We start from the raw sequence: 19,545 nt of genomic DNA, 5'->3' as shown, positions 1-19,545 counted from the left end.
TATGATAAACAGAAAAATAAAGAAATTAAAGAAAACAAAGTGGTTTTTACCTATTTTATTTGGAATAGTACTAATGATCACGTTATTGCTTTTTATTGGAGTAGCTTTTGTGATTCAGCATACAGTCCCCAGGAAAAAAAGTATAAATAGCAATGTTATAGCAAAATCAAATAGCGAAGAATTAGTAATTAAACCTGACCAAGCAGGCACATTATATTCTATAGCGGAGGATGATATTGCTTCTGAGTATGGCTCAAATGAGGCTTTAGAATCAGGTTACGATACAGATAATCTTGGAACTGGAAAGGCTGACAGATTAAGGGAGCTGCAAGATCAGTTGGATTCGATTTCATCTGGTGATGGATTGAATTCTTCAGAATATGAGAATGATATAAGAGGTAAGGTTGATTATAATACTTTAAATTCAAGCCTTAAGGATGCTGAAGATGAGATAGAAAACAAAATTGATAGTATTCAGACTTCAACATCAACAGAGATAAATACAGTTAGAACAGTTATTGCAACGAATAAAACTGATTCCGACAATAAAATCAGTAAGATAAAAACTGCGGTTGATTCAAATACATCAAAGTTAGGTTCGCTTGAGAGTAAAGTCAATACAAATGCTAGTAACAGTGCTGCAGCGCTAAATGATTCAAACAAAAAGCTGACAGAGGCATTAAATAGGGCAAAGAACGAACTATCAGACGAAGACAGGAGAACGAACGAGTCCTTAAACAAAGCAAAAGAGGAGCTAACAGATGCTGACAAAAAAACAAACGAGGCATTGGATGAATCTAATAAACAAATGACTGAGTCGTTAAACACTGCAAAAACAGATCTTACCGGTAAGATTGATAATCTGGGAACATCACTTACGACTACGATAAATAATAATTACACAAGTATCACAACAGGATCTACTGCTGTACTTATCGGTACATATGATAATTCCGATCCGACGAATACAAAACTAATCTTACAGGGAGGAAAATAATGGTGAAAAAAAAGATCGTGAGTTTATTTTTTTCCTTACTGATGGCTTCTTTAATTGTTTCTTGTGGAAACAAGGGGATAGAAATTGAAAATGCTAATACTAATGTGAAAAACGCAGGTAAAATGGCTGCAGGAAACAGCAAAGATCAGAAGATAGATGTGAACTATAATCTTAATTCATGCAGGAAAATGCTGACCGATGATGAAAAAGTGAACATTATGGAGTCATATGAATTTGAAAAGACAGATGATTATATTTCAAATTCTGATCTGAGGAATCAGCTTGGTGATGATCTGATCACTTCCTTTTCAAACTTAGCAACGACATATGTTGATAAGATTTATGATGTAAATGCGATTAGTGTAGTTGCAAATAAAGAAGAGTATATGTCTGAGATGGATAAAGTTTTTTCTGATAACTGTATTGTAGGAACAGACGGAAACACTTTTAAGGAAGAATGGACTCAAGCAGTGATAGATTCAGGGGTAATAATGGATGCAAGGTTTTCTACCGGAAAAGGATATGTTTATGCAGACGATAAAGAGGTATATGTGAGAGGAATCCTCAATCTAAAAGTCGAGTCAGCAGAAGATATTACAAAGATACAGAAGTATCTACCGGCAGATGTAGAAGTTGGACAGGAATACAATTTTGTTTACGACATAGGATTTGTTGCATTGGGGGAAGAAGAGGATGAGGATATCCCATTAGATAATGGAAAAATAGATTATATCCTTGCACTTGGTGCACATTGATGGAGGGCAAAATGAAAAAGAAAGAGTATTTTAAGAAAACATTGTTTACCATACTTACTGTAATATGCTTTGTGCTTTTTGTTCCGGGAACGGATCTATCGCCATATGCAGCGATGAATGATAAGTCAGATACATACAGATCTGTAGTATATGATGAAGGAAAAGATTCATTAAACACTGTTAGTGAAGTAACAAGAAAGATTTCTAGTTATGGAGTACTAGCTGATAACAGTGATTATACCGAGGCAAGGGTTTACCTTGATTCAGATGATTTTAGAAGAGTTGCATATCTTATCAATTCATTTAATAAGCAGTTGTCTTCAACAGATATTGCAAATAATAGATCATATAATAATGCAATAATCAATAAGAAACTTTCCAAAAATCTTTTTTCGAAGATTGGCTATGAATCATCAGTATCTGTACCTACAACAAAAGTAGATGGCTTTGATAAAGCAGAAGAGACAAGGGCTTTTACAGAAAAAATACTTGATAACATAAGGTGATGAAAATGAAGATAAGAAAAGTAGTGATGCCTCTTATTGTATCTGTATTTAATGTAGTCATGCTCTGTGGTTGTCAGAGTGATATACAGATATTTGAAGATGCGGGCGCAAAGTATAAAGCAGTAGCGATTTCTAATATGAATCTTGAAAATGATACATATTATGTAAAAGAAGGAACTAAGTTCTACGAAGTATTTGAAGCGGAAAGATCAGGAGGTGGCGGTGATATTGATAGCAGTAGATGTGCATACTATCTAGGAGATTATGAATCTAAGATACCAACATATTACCTAGGGGAGTTACTTGCATATGCTTCAAAGTCCAATTCTATAGATGATGTAAGTTTGGAAAGATATTCTGATACAGGCTATTCTATCGGTGTATCTGGTGCTGAGTGGAAGGATGGATATATAACGTTTGAATTAAAACAAGACGCAGTAAAAAAGTCTGATGCTGCATCAAAGTTTAAGAATGATCGAAGCGATTATATTATGATCGAGACTATCAACGGTAAGCCTGTAAGTGCGGATATGCTTAATAAAGCAGGGGTGTTTGTCGGACTTGAGGAAAATAAGGATTATGAGATCTCATTCTGGGCTGGAACCTATTATGGAGTTACTACTGTTAAAGCGGATACACACTTCTTTCAGGCATATGAGGCGTTTACATTGACAAATCACGAAATAACCAGGAATGGATATATAGCGATAAGACTTCCGGATGACAGTAAGACTGGCTATTATTATATAGACGGAAAAGGATTGTTCAGATATGTGGCAGAAGAAAAAGGGCAAGATTTAAAAGCTTTAAACTATAACGAGCCATATTATGAGTCTGAAGAAGAGCAGTTCGCAGCATATTCTCAGCAGTTTAATTTTTCAATAGAAACGCAGAAGGTAAATGGCTCGATAATGGCTACGTTCGATAAAGATTCTGTTACTGACTTTACTGATACAAGTGATCTAAAAATGATGGTCACTAATCCAAACGGTGAGGTTCAAATGTTTAAGGCTGATGCTGAAGAAGGAGCTTTTTGCGCAAATTATACTACGATGATGCCGGGAAAATGGACAGTTAATATCTCACCTCAAAGTCTTAATGTAACTGACATAGAAGTTAAAGATAATTCTGCAGAGCAAGAAATGACACAGAACACTTATACATTCCAGCTTGATTCAGATAAGACTGGAATAGAATTTTATGTGAATTACGAAGGCGAAGGTGAAGTTAATGCGCAGGTAATAGGTCCAGATGGTCAAAGTCATGACCTTGTAAAAGATAGATCGAATATTGGAATGATTGGATATATATATCCTTTTGCTGAAGCGGGTGAATACACAATAAATGTCTACCACTATCCCGATACCAAGATCACTGAAGCAGAATATGAGATAAATACGAAGAATAAACAGGAAGAGATCATTACAATTGAGGGGTAGGTATAAGTGGTTGCATTACCCGTTATTAATAGAAAGAATGTTATATTTTTATGGACTACCGTAAGGTAGTCCATTTTTAATTGGTATGTCAATTACAAACTGGTTGACAAAAATAAAATAGGAGTATACTATACATAATATGAAGAGAATAGTATACTTTACAACTAAATATACGGCTCTTTTACTTGCAGGAATAATCTCAATTTCATATATGACTGTCACTGTGCATGCAGTTACAGAGAAAGAAAAAGAAACATTTAAGAAAGAGATTATCTTAGCATCAGAACTACTTCAAAAAGCAATAGAAAATTCAAGGATAAAAACATACGAACAGCTCAAGAAAGACATTTCCAAGACAGATTTAGATTATCAGCTAACGATGATGTCTTATGACAATCAGGAGGATCCTTATTCAGCATGTAATTACAATGAGCTGATCTTTGCTTATGCAGTTGCTAAAGAAAATTCAGACGCTATTGATACTCTTTATAATTTGCCGTTTTATACAGTCAGCTATAAAGAGACGACTGTTGAAGAGTTCGTACCTAAATTAGTACAGACGTATGATCAGACAGAAGATGGTTATTATACGCTTGGCAAAAAAGTATATATAGAAAAGCCAACCGAAATAGTGATCACAAAAAAAGTTTCTGGTGTTGGCAATAAGTATCAGAGCATCGGGACAAAAACAGTTTCTCCTGAGCTGAAAAAATTGAATTATGGAGAGGTTTCGGTAAAAGGATTGTCTGCGGAAGATATACTTTCATATTTTGGGGTGAATAATGATACTTCAGTACTTAACGAGTATGAAAAGAAGCTTGCAAAAGCAGAAAGTATAGTAAGCGGAACGGGGCTTTCAGAAATCTATAACATAGAATTTCCTGCGAAGTTTGAAATAAGCGAAGATATTAAAGCTTATATAAGCAATATTCTGCTAGATGAAAAAATCGATTACACCAGAAGAAGCTTTATATCTGTTGCACAGGCTCTAATTGGAAAAGTCCCCTATGAATGGGGAGGGAAATCGGAAAAGAGTGGATATGATACTACGTGGTGGACCTTAAAAGATAATGGACAGCAGAAAGGATTGGATTGTTCAGGATTTGTTCAGTGGGCTTTCCGTACTGCTGGATTTGAGGGATGGAAAGAACTTGTTAGTACCAAGAGAATCTTAGGCTTAACCAAAACTATATCAAGTGCTGAACTTCAGCCAGGGGATCTAGGTCTTCTGAATAATGGGCAAAGTCTTAACCATGTTGGAATTTATGCCGGGGAAGGATATTGGATTCATTGTTCATCAGGAAAAGGTACGGTTGTAATAGAAAAAACTGATATGTTTACTATTTTCAAGGAGATGCCTAAAACAGGGACTTCTACAAAGAATGAAGAAGTATTAGAGCACTCAATATATCAAGTTGAATCACCTGAAGATGAAGAAAAAGAATATACAAAAGAAGACGTATATCTTCTCGCACAGCTCATTAATCATGAAGCACACACGGAAGGATTAAATGGATGGATAGCGGTGGGGGAAGTAGTAAAAAACAGATTACATTCGGAACACTTCCCGTCTACTTTAAGAGAAGTTATTTATCAGAAAGGTCAATTCGCATATAGCGATGAGATAGAAAATATGGTTCCTACAGAGGAAGAGATAGAAGTTGCAGAAAACGTGCTGCATGGACGACTCGAAATTTTGGGGAACGATGATGTTTTATTTTTTAGAAACGCAAACGGTTCAAAAGAAGCGTGGGGCGATTATCGATGGTTCGCTGAAATCAATCACCATGAATTCTACTTAGGTAGGACATAAGAAAGGAAAAGAAATGGCAGCAAAATCACAGGAAGAATTAAAAAAGAAGGCGGCAATGATTGCAGAGGAAGCCAAGACTACTGCAAAAAAGGCAGCTAAGAAAGATTTGGAAGTAAACGAAGAAGGTGAAGAGACAGTATCTGCCGAGCAGTCAGATGAGGATAAGAAAGAAGTACCGGTTTCTTTATCTGAGACAATCAGTGAGATGAACAATAATGCTTCAGCGGTAGATAAAAAGCAGGTAACAGAAGAATCTGCAAATGAGTTTAAGAGGCAATCTGATGAAGAAGATCAATTCTTAAGACGTTCAATTAATATTCCTTCAAGAAGAGCAATGAAGAAAATTTTTGAACATGAAGAGATCATCGGTGATGAGTTTGATGAGGTAGTATCTGAAGGTCAGCAGAGAGAGCTTGAATATCAGGTGCTTTCTGATTCGGCTAAGGCTAAAAAGCCAAAAAGACTTCTTGGCAGAGTTGTCGGCGTAGAGCCTTTAGAGAGTTCTGATGGCAGAGTAATCTCTTACAACGCCAAAGTTTCACTTATCATGAATCCTCAGGATCCTGAGACAAAAGCTCTTATTAAACAGAGAAAAGAACCAAAGTCAATATATTCGATTTATATTCCGGCGCCAATGTTCTTTTTCCAAAGAAGACCGGAGCTATTTGAAGGACCGGAAGGACTTCAGAATCTATATAGAGCCATGAAGAATAAGACGAATGCACTTGTTGAGTTTGTAGTATATAACATTTCGCCGGATGACAAACGAGTAATCGGAAGTCGTATCAGAGCAATGCAGCTTAAGTCACATGATTATTTCCTTGCTCGTGATCCTAGAACGAATAAGAGAAAGGCAGAAGTTGGTAGTAAGTGCCATGCTAGGATCACAGAAGTAGGAACAAAGGGGATTACTGTTGAAGTATGCGGTGCGGAGACGTTTGTTCCAAATGATGAATTATCATGGCTTCATATCAATAATCCAAAGAATGAAGGATATAAGGTGGGACAGTCGATTCCTGTAGTCGTAAAGTCTGTAGAAGTAGGTCAGGTCGATATCAATAAGAGAAAGACTCAGTTTGTTGATATTACGGTATCTCCAAAGGAGGCAACAAAGAAGCCCCTTGAGAAACATGGAGATGAATATCAGATCGGTTCTACATATTCGGGATTCGTTTCATTTAGATTGAACACGGGACTGTATATTGTCCGCATTGATGAAAAAGTAGAAGCAATCTGCTATCCACCTGATTTTGGAACGCCGAGGATTGGTTCTGAATGTAGCGTCTATCTTAATGACAAGAATGAAGTAGGTTTTACAGGCAAATTTGCATATTTTGAATAAATACTGCGAGGAGTAATGATGAAAAAGAAAATCAAAAAAATGACTGCGGGACTCATATGCATGGGAGTTCTTATCATAACACTTATGGCAGCACTTATCTTTAATAGGAATGCACTTCTTAAAGAAAGAGAAGTAACAGATGCGTATGCTGCAGAGATGCTTGCTAATCAGCAGACAGTATATGTTGCTATTGCGGATATCAGACATGGAGATACGATCACAGATGGAGTAAATGTACAGCTGCAAAATGTCTACACCGGCTTGTCATCGGATGTGTACATGACAGCCGAAGAACTTGGTTCTACTGCTATCATTGATATTCCGGCAGGAGTTACCGTAATGAAAGAGATGGTGACGGCCGTAGTGATAGCGCAAGATACGAGAGAATATGAGATTCAAGTTGCAAGGCTTATGCAGGATCAGAGCGAGAATGATTATGTTGATATCAGAATCATGTTTCCTAATGGTATAGATCAGACCGTACTTACTAAGAAACAGATAAAGAATCTGAATCTTGAGAGTTGTGTGTTTAAGACTAACTTAAATGAAGAAGAGATTATAAGGCTTGCATCTGCTACCATTGATGCATTTACAATCACTGGCACAAAGATCTATGCAACCAGATATGTGGAGTCGAATCTTCAGGAAGAAGCACTTCCGACATACCTTGTTAATACATATGTACAGGATATGTTTGATTCAACATCAGCATATTATGATGGAAACCTTCTTACAAAAGCTATTCAGACACTTAACACAGATGCACGTCTTGATATGGAAAGAAAGCTCAAGAATCTTACATCAGAAAAACTTGCGGCTGTTGCAGCTGGTCATGAACTTGAAGATACTGCAAAGAATTCTGCACTTGCAGGAAACGGAGAGTATGATGCAGAAGCAGCCGAGGCACAGGATGCATCAAATGGTTTCTTTGGTAATTTGCTGGGAAACAAAGATGATTCTGAAGAAGAAAACTCAGATGAAGCTCTTAACAGTAATGAAGCTAAGTCGGATTTAGAAGGCGAATAACAGAAAAATGGCGGGAGGATGAAACTCCCGCCTAATAAGGAGAATTTGGAGAGATATGGAGAATACAAAGATTTTTTCATTTGTGGGGCTCGAACATGAAGAGATTCCATATTATATAGCACAAGAGCTTTCTGATAGAGGAAGAAACGTGCTGGTTATAGATAATTCTATTCGCCATAATCTGTTTCTTTCGCTAAATAGATTAGACGAAGCGGCAGATTCAGTGGAGGCTGGAAAGATTATCTTTTTAAGAAACAAAGGATTTTCAGAAAATAATTTCAAGAAGTTTGATGCTGTGATTATCTATCATGGCATGAATCCGGATTCCGCGCTTATGGATGAGTCGGATAGAAATATTTTAGTAATGAACTATCTTACATCAGATCTAAGAGATATTCGAAATCATACGAATCTTAATAAGGTTTCGAAGTACAAAAATCTTGAGTATTTATTTAAAGATAGAGCATCCGGAAAGGTTTCAGAAAAATATATTAAGAACCTGATGGGGCTGGATGAAGTTGAAGATGAAGCAATTATTACGTTTGATGAAAATGATCTTGCTATGAAAATCGCATTTCAGTATAACGGAATCCAGCCTATAAAAGGTCTTTCAACTGAGCTTAGACAGTATATTAACGGATTCATTGATGATGTGCATTTAGCTCAGAAGAAGAAAAAGAAAGAGGAAAAGAGAAATAAGAAGGGAGATGGAAATAAATGATTATCACGGTACGTGGGCTTAATAACGGACTTAAGAGAGCAGCATCAGTAACAGCCCTTCTTTCTTCAATGACAGCAATCGTAAAGTCAAAGAAAACATTGGCTATACAGCTTACTTCATATGGTGATCCTTCGATTATCGAATATATTGAAGGAAAACAGTTAAAAGCGGAAGAGATAAATGTAGGTTTTAAAGTATGGAAAGATGAGGGTATTGATGCACTGCTTGTAAGAAGTGAGACAGCGGACCTTACAAAAGAGCATTACGATCAGACTGTTACACAGATTTCTGAAAAAGAGAATCTGTTTGATGTTTTAAAACCAACTCAGAAAAAGGATTTCTTTGCTTTCCTTAATATTGAGTCGGTAGAAAACATTATAAGTGGTGCGAAAAATGTGTATGATTACATCTTTATTCTTTTACCAGAGCTTCCTGAGCTGATCGATGTTGTAAAAGCAAAGGCTGATGAAAACATCATTGTGATTCCGCAGGGACCAAAGGTTGAATTTGATGAAAAGATGGATAAGACAACGATTCTTGTAAATGATTTTGAACCAAATTCAATTTATACAGCAAAAAGTATGGCTAAGGAATATAAAACCAAGAAAGTATATTATATTCCACATAATTGCCAGTACAAGGATGCACTTTTACAAAAGAATTTACTGGACTTTGTCTTGAAAAACAAAAGGAATATCAAGACAGATATAAATTTTGATTTTACTTCATCGGTAATGCAGCTTCTTGCAAAATATGTGGCCGGAATCATGGATGAAGAAGATGATGATGAAGATTATCCTGATATAGCGGAAAAGAAGGAAAAAATCAAAAGAAATGAACCCGAAGATATACAGGACGAAGCTATCCAAGAGATCATAGTTAAGAGTGGACCTTTTGGAATCATTAAGAAGAGAAAGCTTACAGCGGACCTTTAAGGAGAACAGTAATGGTAATTAATACACTGGTAATACTTGGGATTTTTTCTGCCACAGGATTTGCTATGTATAGATATATGAAGCTGATCTCGGGAACATCGGATCTTGATTCATTTGATAATGACTATACGGATGTAAATACGTTGACAAGGAAGGTTCAGGATCAGTTTGCGATGATGCTTCGCCAGGATATTCGTGAGAAGAACATGACCAGAAGGGATTATGAACAGTCTCAGAGGACAAAAGCGGAGATCAGACAGAACTTAAAAGAAGCTGCTTATGGAAATCCAAATGCAAAAAAAGCTATTAAAGCATATATCACAGGAATGCTTCTTACTGAAGAGCTTGCGTTTGGTGTAAATGAGCAGACAATAGATGAAATCATCCCATTTAATAATGTTGATGAACTTCATGCACAGGATAAATTCGAGATCCTCAACTATATCTATTCTAACTTTAAGCAGGAAATAGATAAGAACGGAAAAGAGTGTGGTCCTTTGGGTAAAGCAGGATTTGCTCAGATGTTCAAGGATTACATGATTGATAATGAAGGAAACCTTATACCAACTGAAGTAAATGGCGAGATGATGTTTGACTTTTCAGCGCAGAAGTTGGATGAGATTTTTGGTGACATTTATCCTGAATATGAGCTGGACTATACGGATAAGATTGCTATTCTTGCGCAGAGAATATTTGAGAAATATAAAGGGTTTGGCGTTATAGATACACTGTTTGATACTAACCTTGACGAGATTGATGCGGGTGTATCCGGTGTTTCAAAAGATGGATATGACATCGACTCTAAGAATCTTACTTTTTCATATCAGAGTATATGGATCACAATTTTTGGTAATAAGGTAAGGCTTTCATGCATCGGTTTTGAGTCGCAGGAAGAGCTTATCAGAGTAACTCAGAATATTTATAAGTATGGCGCTAATAAAGTTCTTAATAAGGACAACGGATATGTAGTCTCAACAATGAAGAATGGTTCTCGTATCACTGTTATGAGACCACCTTTCGCATCGAGTTATGGATTCTTTGCAAGAAAATTCGATTCTACACCATCTGTGCGACCAGAGTATCTTATTGGTTCTTATAACCAGATTACAAGGGAGTACAGATATAAGAATTGGGAACTTGCATATAAACTTGTTAAATGGCTTATTAGGGGAGAGCGAACATGTGGTGTTACTGGAGCACAGGGAACAGGTAAGTCAACAATGCTCAAGTCTCTCATAAGTTTCATTTCATCAACATATTCAATCCGTGTTCAAGAGATATCTGCCGAGCTTAATCTTCAGTATACATACCCGAATAGGAATATTGTTTCTTTTCAGGAGACAGAGACGATCGGTTCGCAGGCTGGAATCAACTTTGGTAAGAAGACTAACGCTGATATAACAATTATCGGTGAGCTTGCAGAGGCTGTTCAGGCAACATATGTTATTCAGACCGCGCAGGTTGCTTCACTTCAGGCTTTATTTACGCATCACGCAAAGACTGCGTATGACTTTATTACAGCTATCGCGGATAACCTTCTTGATCCTAAGCATGGAATATATTCTGAGAAGAAAGAAGCGGTAGAAAAGACTGCTGAAATCTTAAATATAGATATACATCTCGAAAATCAGAAGGGTATGCGTTATTTGTCAAGAATAACAGAAATCATTCCTACTAAGGCAACAAAGTATCCTACAGAAGTAGATGAAAATGCAACGGCTAATGATGATAGGAGAGAATATTACAAGAGACAGACGGATAGAGAATTGTTTACATGCGTGAATCTTGTAGAGTTCCACAATGGCGAATTTATTCTTAGGAATCTGCCATCAGCTAAGATGCAGGCAGATATCAGAAAGAGACTTTCGCCTGAAGAAGAGCAGCTCTTTATCAAAGATATGGAAGAGTTAAAGAAGTTTATAAATAACGCAGCTTAAAAGAGGGCATAAGAATGTCAAATATATATATTTATGTATTAGTAGGCATCTTTGGAGCGGCATTGGTACTTGGAATCGTATATCTGTTCCTTGTAGCAAAGCAAAGAGAAGATGATGACAGATTTTATAAAAAAATAACGGTAAGAGGAAACGGAAAGAACCATCTATATTATTTCTATATCTTTTTTAATAGATGTCCGGGGCTCAATAAGTATTTCAAAAAAGTACTTAAGACTGTTGAAGGGATTTATCCAGCAGATCCGTTATCTATAAATATAAAAGCAACAAATATGATGCTTAAAAATCTTATTACATCATTAGGTATTCTTGCTGCGATTATTTTTATGGCAGGGGGGGATGTTTTCTATATTGCAATGGGTATGCTTGCATCAGGAGTGCTGTTTGATCACAGGATATCCGCTTCATTAAGGAAGAAGGAATTTGAATTATTACGACAGCTGCAATCATTCTTATCTGATGTAAGGCATTATTACATGCAGAGCAGGCGTGTAGAAGATGCGATTGCTGCAACTTTGGATGATATACCATATGAGATTTCTCTTCATATTCAAAAAGTCTATGATATAATATCCAGCCCGATTATGGAAGAAAAAGTAGAAGAGTATGCGCAGTCAAATCCTAACAGGTTTTTTATGCTGCTTACCTCAATCTGTGCAGTAATAAAAGAGCATGGTGATGTAAATGAACTAGAAAGCAGTAATTTCCTAGAGTCAGTTGCGTACCTTAAAGAAGAGGTAAATACAGAAATCCTAAAAAAGGAACGAATTGATTACAAGTTTAAGATGCTTTCATCACTTGCGTTATGGGCAGCATTTTTTATCAAACCGATAGAGATGTGGTGTCTTACTAACATGCCTGATCTTGAAGAGTTTTATACAGGTCTTTATGGAAGATCGATAATGGTTGGTATTTTTGTACTCTCATTTATATGCTATAAGCTTGTTGAGATTCTAAAGGATGCGAAAAAAGGCGATATAAGAAGAATGAGCATCTGGACGCAGGTTTCCAATATTCCTGTCATATCAAGAAACTGTAACAGGATCATCAATAGGTATTACACCAAAGCTATGAAGCTTAATGATGATATGAAGGAAGTGGGAGATCATACGGGACCAAAAGCCTTTATAGTGCAATCCCTTACGCTTGGAATAGCAGGATTTTTTATCATCAATGCAATGTTTGGAGCATCGATCATTGGTGAGAAGATCACGATGATAAATACATTCATTGGAAATTTTGATTCTGTTATAGTTCCTAATACGGTTTATCTAGCTGCAATGGAACAGGTATCTAATGACTATGCAAAGTTGTATAAGAATAGCAAGTTAAAGGATTTGGATGAAGATGCTATGACATCAGATATCATGGCAAACACTAATGTAAGGAATGAAGAGTATGCCAGAATGGTCGCTCAGGGAGTTATCAAGCAGATAAAAGCATATAAGAATACATACTATAAATGGTGGCAGCTTCTTATATCAATGTTTGGAGCAGTAATAGCAGCGATAGTTCCATATGGGATGCTCAGATTCAAAATCAAAGTTGCTTCTGTTAATAAGGAAGATGAGGTTAATCAATTCCAGACACTTGTACTTATTCTTATGAATACAAGCGGAATTAAGGTAGATGATATTTTAGAGTGGATGGATAGATTCTCATACAGCTTCAAATCTTCGATTGAGATATGCATCACTGAGCTTGAGATGGGTGAACAAAAAGCCCTTGAAAAGATGAAAATGTCCGAAACTTTTCAGCCTTTTAAAAGATTTTGTGACTGTCTTTTAGAAATTGATTCAGTTGGAGTTAAGAAAGCATTTGATGAGATTGCAACAGACAGGGCATATTCTTTGAAAAATAGAGAACAACAAAATGAAATGATAACGAATGACAGAGCATCCAAAGCGATGTGGATATCATATACGCCAGTAATGACAGAATTGGTTCTTTATCTTATTGCGCCAATGCTTTTATATTCTATAAAACTATTTCTTGCGATGGATCTGTCAATTTAAACAAATATCTTTTTACAGAAAGGAAAAGGAAAAATTATGAATGAATCAGCAAGTAAGGAAATGAAAATGGTACCAGGTATGTGCGAGGGAGGAAATGCAGATAGTCTTATCAGAACAATAGGTGGAGTAGTTCTTGCACTTCTTTTTGTGGGAGTTCTTTTTGGACTGTACGGTGTTTCTAAGGGATTTTTTGATAAAGCAGGTAATAAATTAAGCCAGATGTCAGTAACAATGGATGAATCACAGTATACAGAATATGATGGAGCAGTTATATCTGGAACACAGGTTATTTCTTTCATCAAAGCACATGAGAATGATGAGATATGCGTAAGCGTTAACAACGGGCATACAACAACCTCATATATTTATTCATCAACAGATCTTTCTAGCAAGGATGGAATTGGAGCGGTATCTGCAGCTCAGAATAAAGCAAATCTCTCTACTGTTTATATCAATCCTAATTCAAAGTATCTTGGGGAGATCGTAAGAGATTCCGTGGATGCGGCCAATGGTACGATTGTAGGTGTAAACTTTACTATTCAGACAAGCTAATAAAGGTTAGCTAGCAAGGGGATCTATTATCCCCTTGCGAAAGGATAAAAGATGAGCAATATGCGAACACAGGATTTTTGGACAGCGGTAGCCAATGTGGTTATATTTGGACTGCTTGTTACTACGTTTTTTATTCTGTTGAATTTATTTGTGATAGCGGAGAGAAAAGAAGTTGGTGCTTCATATACCAAAGATGCAGTAACAGACTATCCTAAAGAGCTGACGCAGGAAGAGAAAGACTTAATTAAAGGATCGAGTGTATTAGCTGAAGCTATATCTTATTCAGACGGAACATATATAAAGATAAATGGAACGGTAGTGTCTGATCTCATAGTAGCAGCTACGGGTGAAGATTATATTACATATGCAAAAAAGTATGGTACTGGCATTTTAGATAATTATATTTCCATAAAAGGTAAATATAAAAAAGAAGTAGCGCTTAACGGAGATGGGGCAGTATCAGGAGTAAGTTATACATTAGTTTATTGAGGTATGGATTATGGATATATCAAGACCATTTGTTTACGCCATCGGATTATTCTTAATCACAGTCTTTATAGTGCAGGTATTCTATATTAAGTTTGACCAGAATGTGCAGTCATATGTGGATGATGCGGTAACGGATTTTGTAAATGATTCCTGTGCATCAGGATATATGTCTCCTGAGAGTTATCTCAAGATGGCGCGAAAGATCAATAATACAGGAAATCTGTATACGTTATCTATGATACATGAAGCAAAAGTAGTAATGCCCTATGTAAAAGAGAGTGGAAAAGAAGTTAAGGGTAGCTTCGTGGTTAGTAATAGCACATATAATAAAGAAGAAATACTAGAGGAAATGTTTCCTGTAAATACAACCGATTATTATAATTACATGCTTAATAATGGGGACTATGTTAAGGTCACACTAAATCTAAAAGAGCCCACACCGGCCGGAAGGCTTTTTGCGTTTTTGTCGGGAACAGAGCTTAAGACAATAGAGTTTTCTTATGGAGCTTATGTAGGGAATAGGGAAGAGAACGGGATGGTGAAGTGAGGTAATGAATACGGTCATATATAAACCCTTTAAAAAGAAGATAGATAAGTGGGAGATTGACACTAGCGATATCAAGGAAAACGAATTAGGTAGAAAACTTATCAATGTAAAAATAGGTGAGCAACAGATAGTAGACAATGATACCGGAAGTGTTATAGAGACTATTCCGGTTACTGAGTATATGTATGAAGATATATTAAGAAATCTTTTTTGTAACAGTGAGGAGTATGCAGCAAGGATATGCCTTGGATATTTCCCGCAGGTTGTTGTTACTTATGAAAATAGGCTGGTAATACATAATGAAGCGGTATCTGAGGAAGTAGAAAAGATACAAAAAGTTATAAAAGGCTATGAAAAGAATAGCATAGCAGAAATACTTGTCAATTCGCTCCTTAATTATAAGACACAAGTTCATATATCAAAGGAATATAGAAAACTCATAAAAGACATCAATGAAAAATGTGGTAATTTCTATGCCCCAGATTTCATAGGATTAGTTTTAAGAGAATATTTCTTTGAGACGGAGAGGAGGCTTTCCGAATATAAAGAAGAGATTCATATTATGTCTCCAGTAGAGCTAACGCAGGAAATCGGAAAGAGTCTTAAAGAAGATAATTTAGAGAAGCTTGAAATAATAAAAGAGGAGCTTCTATATGCATTTCTTTTAGGAGATATAATAACTAATCCAAAGGCAGGAAGTATGTATGGATAATACGAAAATAATGGGTAAGGACATAAGTACGTTACTTAATATTAAGGATAATACCTTGAGCGGACGAATCAGTTTTTTTTGTATTGTATGCATTATTTTTTTAGTATACGTCCTATATAACATAGCGGTTGTCATATGGACAATAAGAAAAGAAGAATTGCTATTAAATTTTCGAAATGAGATACGTAGGAAACATAAAAAGAAGGAACGAAGGAAAAATGCACCTTTAGAAGTCCCAGTGGAAGAAAACGAAAGAAATATTATCAGATCATTGCCAACGGATAAGGATATAGAAAAAGCAAGGGAAGACCTTGTGCGTTTCCACAAAAAGAAACACTTATGAGAGAAGGTGCTCTATGAAACTAGAAACAAATAAAGAGGAATACTATGGTTATACTTTTTATCGAAACGGAAAGATAGTTTCTCCTGATGGAAGAGAAGTTAATGGATATTATTTTACGTATCCCTATTCTCATATAAACATTAATCATGATGGGAAATCAGAGAAGAAACTCAAGGCAAAACTTATGTATGAGCTTTTTTCCGGCGAAAAAGTTTCTAGAAAGTTTATAGTGCGTTTTAAGGATAGTGATCCTAAGAACTGCGCTTTTGAAAATCTGTACCTTGAGAGCAGGAAAGAATTCGCAAAAGGAAAGAATAATAAGGAAAAGAAGTTTGATGAAAAGACCATAAAAGAAATAAATGATATGTACTATACAAAGGAGAGGAAAAAGAGGGCTAAAGCACCGTCATTGAGGGAACTTTGCTATATGTATTCGTGTTCACTTGCTACGATTCAGAAAGCATTAAGCTCGTAGATGAGTGATAGTAGTATATTGTGCAATTAAAAATGGGTTACTTTTGGAGGGATTCATGATAGGAACTTTTAGAAAGTGTGTATTAAAAAGTGCAGCAGTAACATTGGTTTCAGCAGTACTTTTTGTTACAGATATTTCAGCTAAAACTGGCTCTACAGGAACAGAATACAGCTCAAAAGGGACTATCACTGATGAAGCTGATATAAATATTGATTCATCTGATATTTATACTTTAGATAATGCGATAAACGCAAATAATAAAACATTGGAAAACTATGCAGTTACGGCAGGAGATATATACAATAATCTATCTGCGATTGACAGTGCCGTGTCAAAGGCCAAGACAAACCTTGCGCAGAGTCTTGAGGATATGAATATATATGTTTCAAGAACAGATGCCGGCGCTGTAAATTCACATGCTGGGACTACAGACTGGGTTGGAACGACTACGGCTGCAAAAAGTGCTGCGGTTGCTAATTACACTTTGGAAGAACTGATCGGGCAGATGAAAACAAGCGTTACCGGCGCCGGATCAGAGATGACTGCAAAGATAAATGCCGGGGATTTTAGGAGTAAGAGAGCAACATCCTCAATCGCGAGCGGATCGCAGGCTATAAACCTTGCAGGAGCAACAGAAATAAATCTTGATAAAAACCAGCAATTAGTGCTTCCAAGCGGTTATTACGGAAATGGAATAACAATAAACAATGTAATCTCCGGTGAGACGCTTAACTGGAATCCATCAGGTATTGCAACATTAACGATAAACAGGGCGTATACCAGCGGAACAATCAGTACCGAAAACGCATATAATGCAGGGCGTAATCAGGCTGTTACAAAAGTTGCAAGTTCGCTATATAGCAACAATATGTTCTCCCAAGGTGGAAGGTCAAATATAAATATTAATGCATCGAAAGGAAATAACGAGGGAATATGGGCAAGAGATGAAAAAAACAGCTCAATAAGTGATGTGATTCCACTTACCCTGAAAGATGGAAATGGAGTTCCTTATGCAATTTTGAATAATATCATTGTAACAGTAGGAATTTCATCAGCTGCATATTATGGTGGATTTAATAAACCTAAAATAGAAGCATCGCTTAACTATTCAGTTACTACAAATCGCGGTAATACAGTTATTTCGAGGTCTTTCTCAGGTTCTTCTACAGATACATACAATCTGTTTGGAATTACAGGATTAGATGGAGCTGATTCGATTACTTTTAATTCAAATGCACATGTTTCTGTAAATATGGATGGTTGCAATTATGGAGATCGCTATGTTACTGCAACTACGACTCTTTCGTATGTCTTACAGTATATAAGTTTAAAATACTGATGATTTATAAAGTACAGCATTTAAGATCTTCTATGTTGATGGACGACGGGTTGATTACATTATTGATGGAGACGGAAACTGCCACTGGGAAGGCGATTATTAGAAAACATTGTTAGTTTATATATTAAAAGATTTATATGATATATTTTTACTTCATACAAACTATACGAGGAAATAGTAGATATGGTAAGAGGAAAATTAAAAAAGAGCTTATTACATATTGCAACAATATTATCATTATCAGCTACATTGTTTGTTACAGATGTATCCGCCAAATCAGGTGCGACAGGGACGGAATACAATTCAAAAGGTACAGTTACTGATGAATATGATATAAATATTGATTCTACAGATATCTACACTTTAGACGATGCGATAGATGCAAACAATAAGACTTTGGAAAACTATTCCGCGACAGCAGGGGATATATACAATAATCTATCCGCGATTGATAGTGCTGTAGCAAAGGCTAAAACCAACATTGCGCAGAGCCTTGAGGATATGAATATATATGTTTCAAGAACAGATGCTGGTGCTGTAAATTCACATGCAGGGACTACAGACTGGGTTGGAACGACTACAGCTGCAAAAAGTGCAGCGGTTGCTAATTATACTTTGGAAGAACTGATCGGGCAGATGAAAACAAGCGTTACTGGCGCCAATTCAGAGATGACTGCAAAGATTAATGCCGGGGATTTTAGAAGTAAGAAAGCAACTTCTTCAGTATCAAGTGGATCGCAGCCTATAAAACTTGCGGGAGCAACGGAAATAAATCTTGATAAAAATCAGCAGTTAGTGCTTCCAGGTGGTTACTACGGAAATGGGATGACCATAAACAATGTTATTTCTGGGGAGACACTTAATTGGAATCCAACAGGAAAAGCTACTTTAGTAATAGATAAGCCTTACACAAATGGCACCATAAGTACATCTAATGCATATGATGCCGGTTATGCTGCGGGAAAGGCTGCTGGAATAACAGAAGGAAGAGGACAAAATACAGGATTTGGAAGAGGTTCTTATACATTGGATACATTGGCGTGGGTAGGAAGAGCTTGTGATTGTTTTAGCAATTCTTATATGGTTTCTCCACCTATGGGATATGATGGAACGGTATCTTTAGACTATATTGCTTCAGGTGGTTGGAGGGATAATCAAACAGGTGGCGTAACAGGCACATTGACAGTACATAATATGACGAGAGGAACAAGCGTTTCATATTCCGGAAGCGAACAGGGAAGAATGAATATAACAGGTCGCACTCTTAGCTTTTATAAAAACGATGTAATTAAGATTACATTGGATGCGAATTCGCCTAGCTGGCACGCATGGTGTCAAGGAGGTGTAACCTTTTATTAGAGCAATCGCTTAATCATAGCTTCGTATATGCGTTACACGAAGCAAATAAAGGAGCACACGATACAAGAGAGTTTACCGTTACATTGGATATGGTACAGTTCAAATTGGACTGTCTATACAAGGGGATGAAATAGAGAGTGTTTATGGAGTTTTACGATAATAGCGTAGAGCTCCATTTTTACGATAGATAATCTATTGATATAAGAGAAGATGCTTGTTTGAGCA

19 protein-coding genes are annotated in these 19,545 nt (G+C 36.4%); all 19 read left to right on the top strand.

Translation table 11 applies throughout. The features are described 5' to 3' along the window. Position 1 precedes the first annotated feature (1 nt). Positions 2–997 carry a hypothetical protein gene (locus DL92_RS0110220; RefSeq protein WP_026667618.1) on the top strand — a complete coding sequence of 332 codons (996 nt, stop codon included), beginning with the start codon at positions 2–4 and terminating at the stop codon, positions 995–997. Next, positions 997–1,752, top strand: coding sequence for a hypothetical protein (locus DL92_RS0110215; RefSeq protein ID WP_026667617.1), 756 nt, complete (start codon positions 997–999; stop codon positions 1,750–1,752). Before DL92_RS0110220 ends, DL92_RS0110215 begins: the two co-directional genes overlap by 1 nt. An 11-nt stretch (positions 1,753–1,763) precedes the next feature. Continuing rightward, on the top strand, positions 1,764–2,258 hold the full coding sequence (locus DL92_RS0110210) for a hypothetical protein (protein WP_026667616.1): 495 nt from the start codon (positions 1,764–1,766) through the stop codon (positions 2,256–2,258). A gap of 5 nt (positions 2,259–2,263) precedes the next feature. Continuing rightward, positions 2,264–3,697, top strand: a complete 1,434-nt coding sequence (locus DL92_RS0110205) for a hypothetical protein (protein WP_026667615.1) — start codon at positions 2,264–2,266, stop codon at positions 3,695–3,697. Between the two features lie 139 nt (positions 3,698–3,836). Continuing rightward, positions 3,837–5,510: a cell wall hydrolase gene (locus DL92_RS20310; protein ID WP_051625299.1), complete on the top strand. Its 1,674-nt coding sequence runs from the start codon at positions 3,837–3,839 to the stop codon at positions 5,508–5,510. A 13-nt stretch (positions 5,511–5,523) separates the two neighbouring features. Further along, positions 5,524–6,852, top strand: a complete 1,329-nt coding sequence (locus tag DL92_RS0110195; RefSeq protein ID WP_026667614.1) for a S1 RNA-binding domain-containing protein — start codon at positions 5,524–5,526, stop codon at positions 6,850–6,852. Between the two features lie 15 nt (positions 6,853–6,867). After that, positions 6,868–7,878: an SAF domain-containing protein gene (locus DL92_RS0110190; RefSeq protein WP_197027253.1), complete on the top strand. Its 1,011-nt coding sequence runs from the start codon at positions 6,868–6,870 to the stop codon at positions 7,876–7,878. Positions 7,879–7,933: 55 nt separating this feature from the next. Further along, positions 7,934–8,599, top strand: a complete 666-nt coding sequence (locus tag DL92_RS0110185; RefSeq protein ID WP_026667612.1) for a hypothetical protein — start codon at positions 7,934–7,936, stop codon at positions 8,597–8,599. Next, positions 8,596–9,534 carry a P-loop NTPase family protein gene (locus DL92_RS0110180; protein ID WP_026667611.1) on the top strand — a complete coding sequence of 313 codons (939 nt, stop codon included), beginning with the start codon at positions 8,596–8,598 and terminating at the stop codon, positions 9,532–9,534. The genes DL92_RS0110185 and DL92_RS0110180 overlap by 4 nt, the downstream gene beginning before the upstream one ends. 11 nt (positions 9,535–9,545) lie before the next feature. Next, positions 9,546–11,471: an ATPase, T2SS/T4P/T4SS family gene (locus DL92_RS0110175; RefSeq protein WP_026667610.1), complete on the top strand. Its 1,926-nt coding sequence runs from the start codon at positions 9,546–9,548 to the stop codon at positions 11,469–11,471. A 14-nt stretch (positions 11,472–11,485) separates the two neighbouring features. Beyond that, positions 11,486–13,504, top strand: a complete 2,019-nt coding sequence (locus tag DL92_RS0110170) for a hypothetical protein (protein ID WP_026667609.1) — start codon at positions 11,486–11,488, stop codon at positions 13,502–13,504. A gap of 36 nt (positions 13,505–13,540) precedes the next feature. Then, on the top strand, positions 13,541–14,056 hold the full coding sequence (locus DL92_RS0110165) for a hypothetical protein (protein WP_026667608.1): 516 nt from the start codon (positions 13,541–13,543) through the stop codon (positions 14,054–14,056). A 51-nt stretch (positions 14,057–14,107) separates the two neighbouring features. Next, on the top strand, positions 14,108–14,545 hold the full coding sequence (locus tag DL92_RS0110160; RefSeq protein WP_026667607.1) for a hypothetical protein: 438 nt from the start codon (positions 14,108–14,110) through the stop codon (positions 14,543–14,545). Between the two features lie 10 nt (positions 14,546–14,555). Further along, a complete protein-coding gene (locus DL92_RS0110155; protein WP_026667606.1) occupies positions 14,556–15,092 on the top strand; it encodes a hypothetical protein in 537 nt (178 codons plus the stop codon). Between the two features lie 4 nt (positions 15,093–15,096). Continuing rightward, a complete protein-coding gene (locus DL92_RS0110150; protein ID WP_026667605.1) occupies positions 15,097–15,804 on the top strand; it encodes a hypothetical protein in 708 nt (235 codons plus the stop codon). Next, the gene (locus tag DL92_RS0110145) at positions 15,797–16,147 is read left to right on the top strand and encodes a hypothetical protein (protein ID WP_026667604.1); all 351 of its coding nucleotides are present in this window, start codon (positions 15,797–15,799) and stop codon (positions 16,145–16,147) included. Before DL92_RS0110150 ends, DL92_RS0110145 begins: the two co-directional genes overlap by 8 nt. 13 nt (positions 16,148–16,160) lie before the next feature. After that, entirely contained in the window at positions 16,161–16,622 is a 462-nt protein-coding gene (locus DL92_RS0110140; RefSeq protein WP_026667603.1) for an HNH endonuclease, read from the top strand. A gap of 55 nt (positions 16,623–16,677) precedes the next feature. Beyond that, positions 16,678–17,961 (top strand): hypothetical protein, encoded by a 1,284-nt coding sequence (locus tag DL92_RS0110135; RefSeq protein WP_026667602.1) that lies wholly within the window; start codon positions 16,678–16,680, stop codon positions 17,959–17,961. Between the two features lie 183 nt (positions 17,962–18,144). Then, entirely contained in the window at positions 18,145–19,320 is a 1,176-nt protein-coding gene (locus tag DL92_RS0110130) for a hypothetical protein (protein WP_026667601.1), read from the top strand. The last annotated feature ends 225 nt before the right edge of the window (positions 19,321–19,545 follow it).

The organism is Butyrivibrio sp. AE2005 (assembly GCF_000686965.1).
GTDB lineage: Bacteria > Bacillota > Clostridia > Lachnospirales > Lachnospiraceae > Butyrivibrio > Butyrivibrio hungatei_A.
Note: the sequence above shows the minus strand (reverse complement) of the source record. Positions and strands in the feature narration are given on the sequence as shown.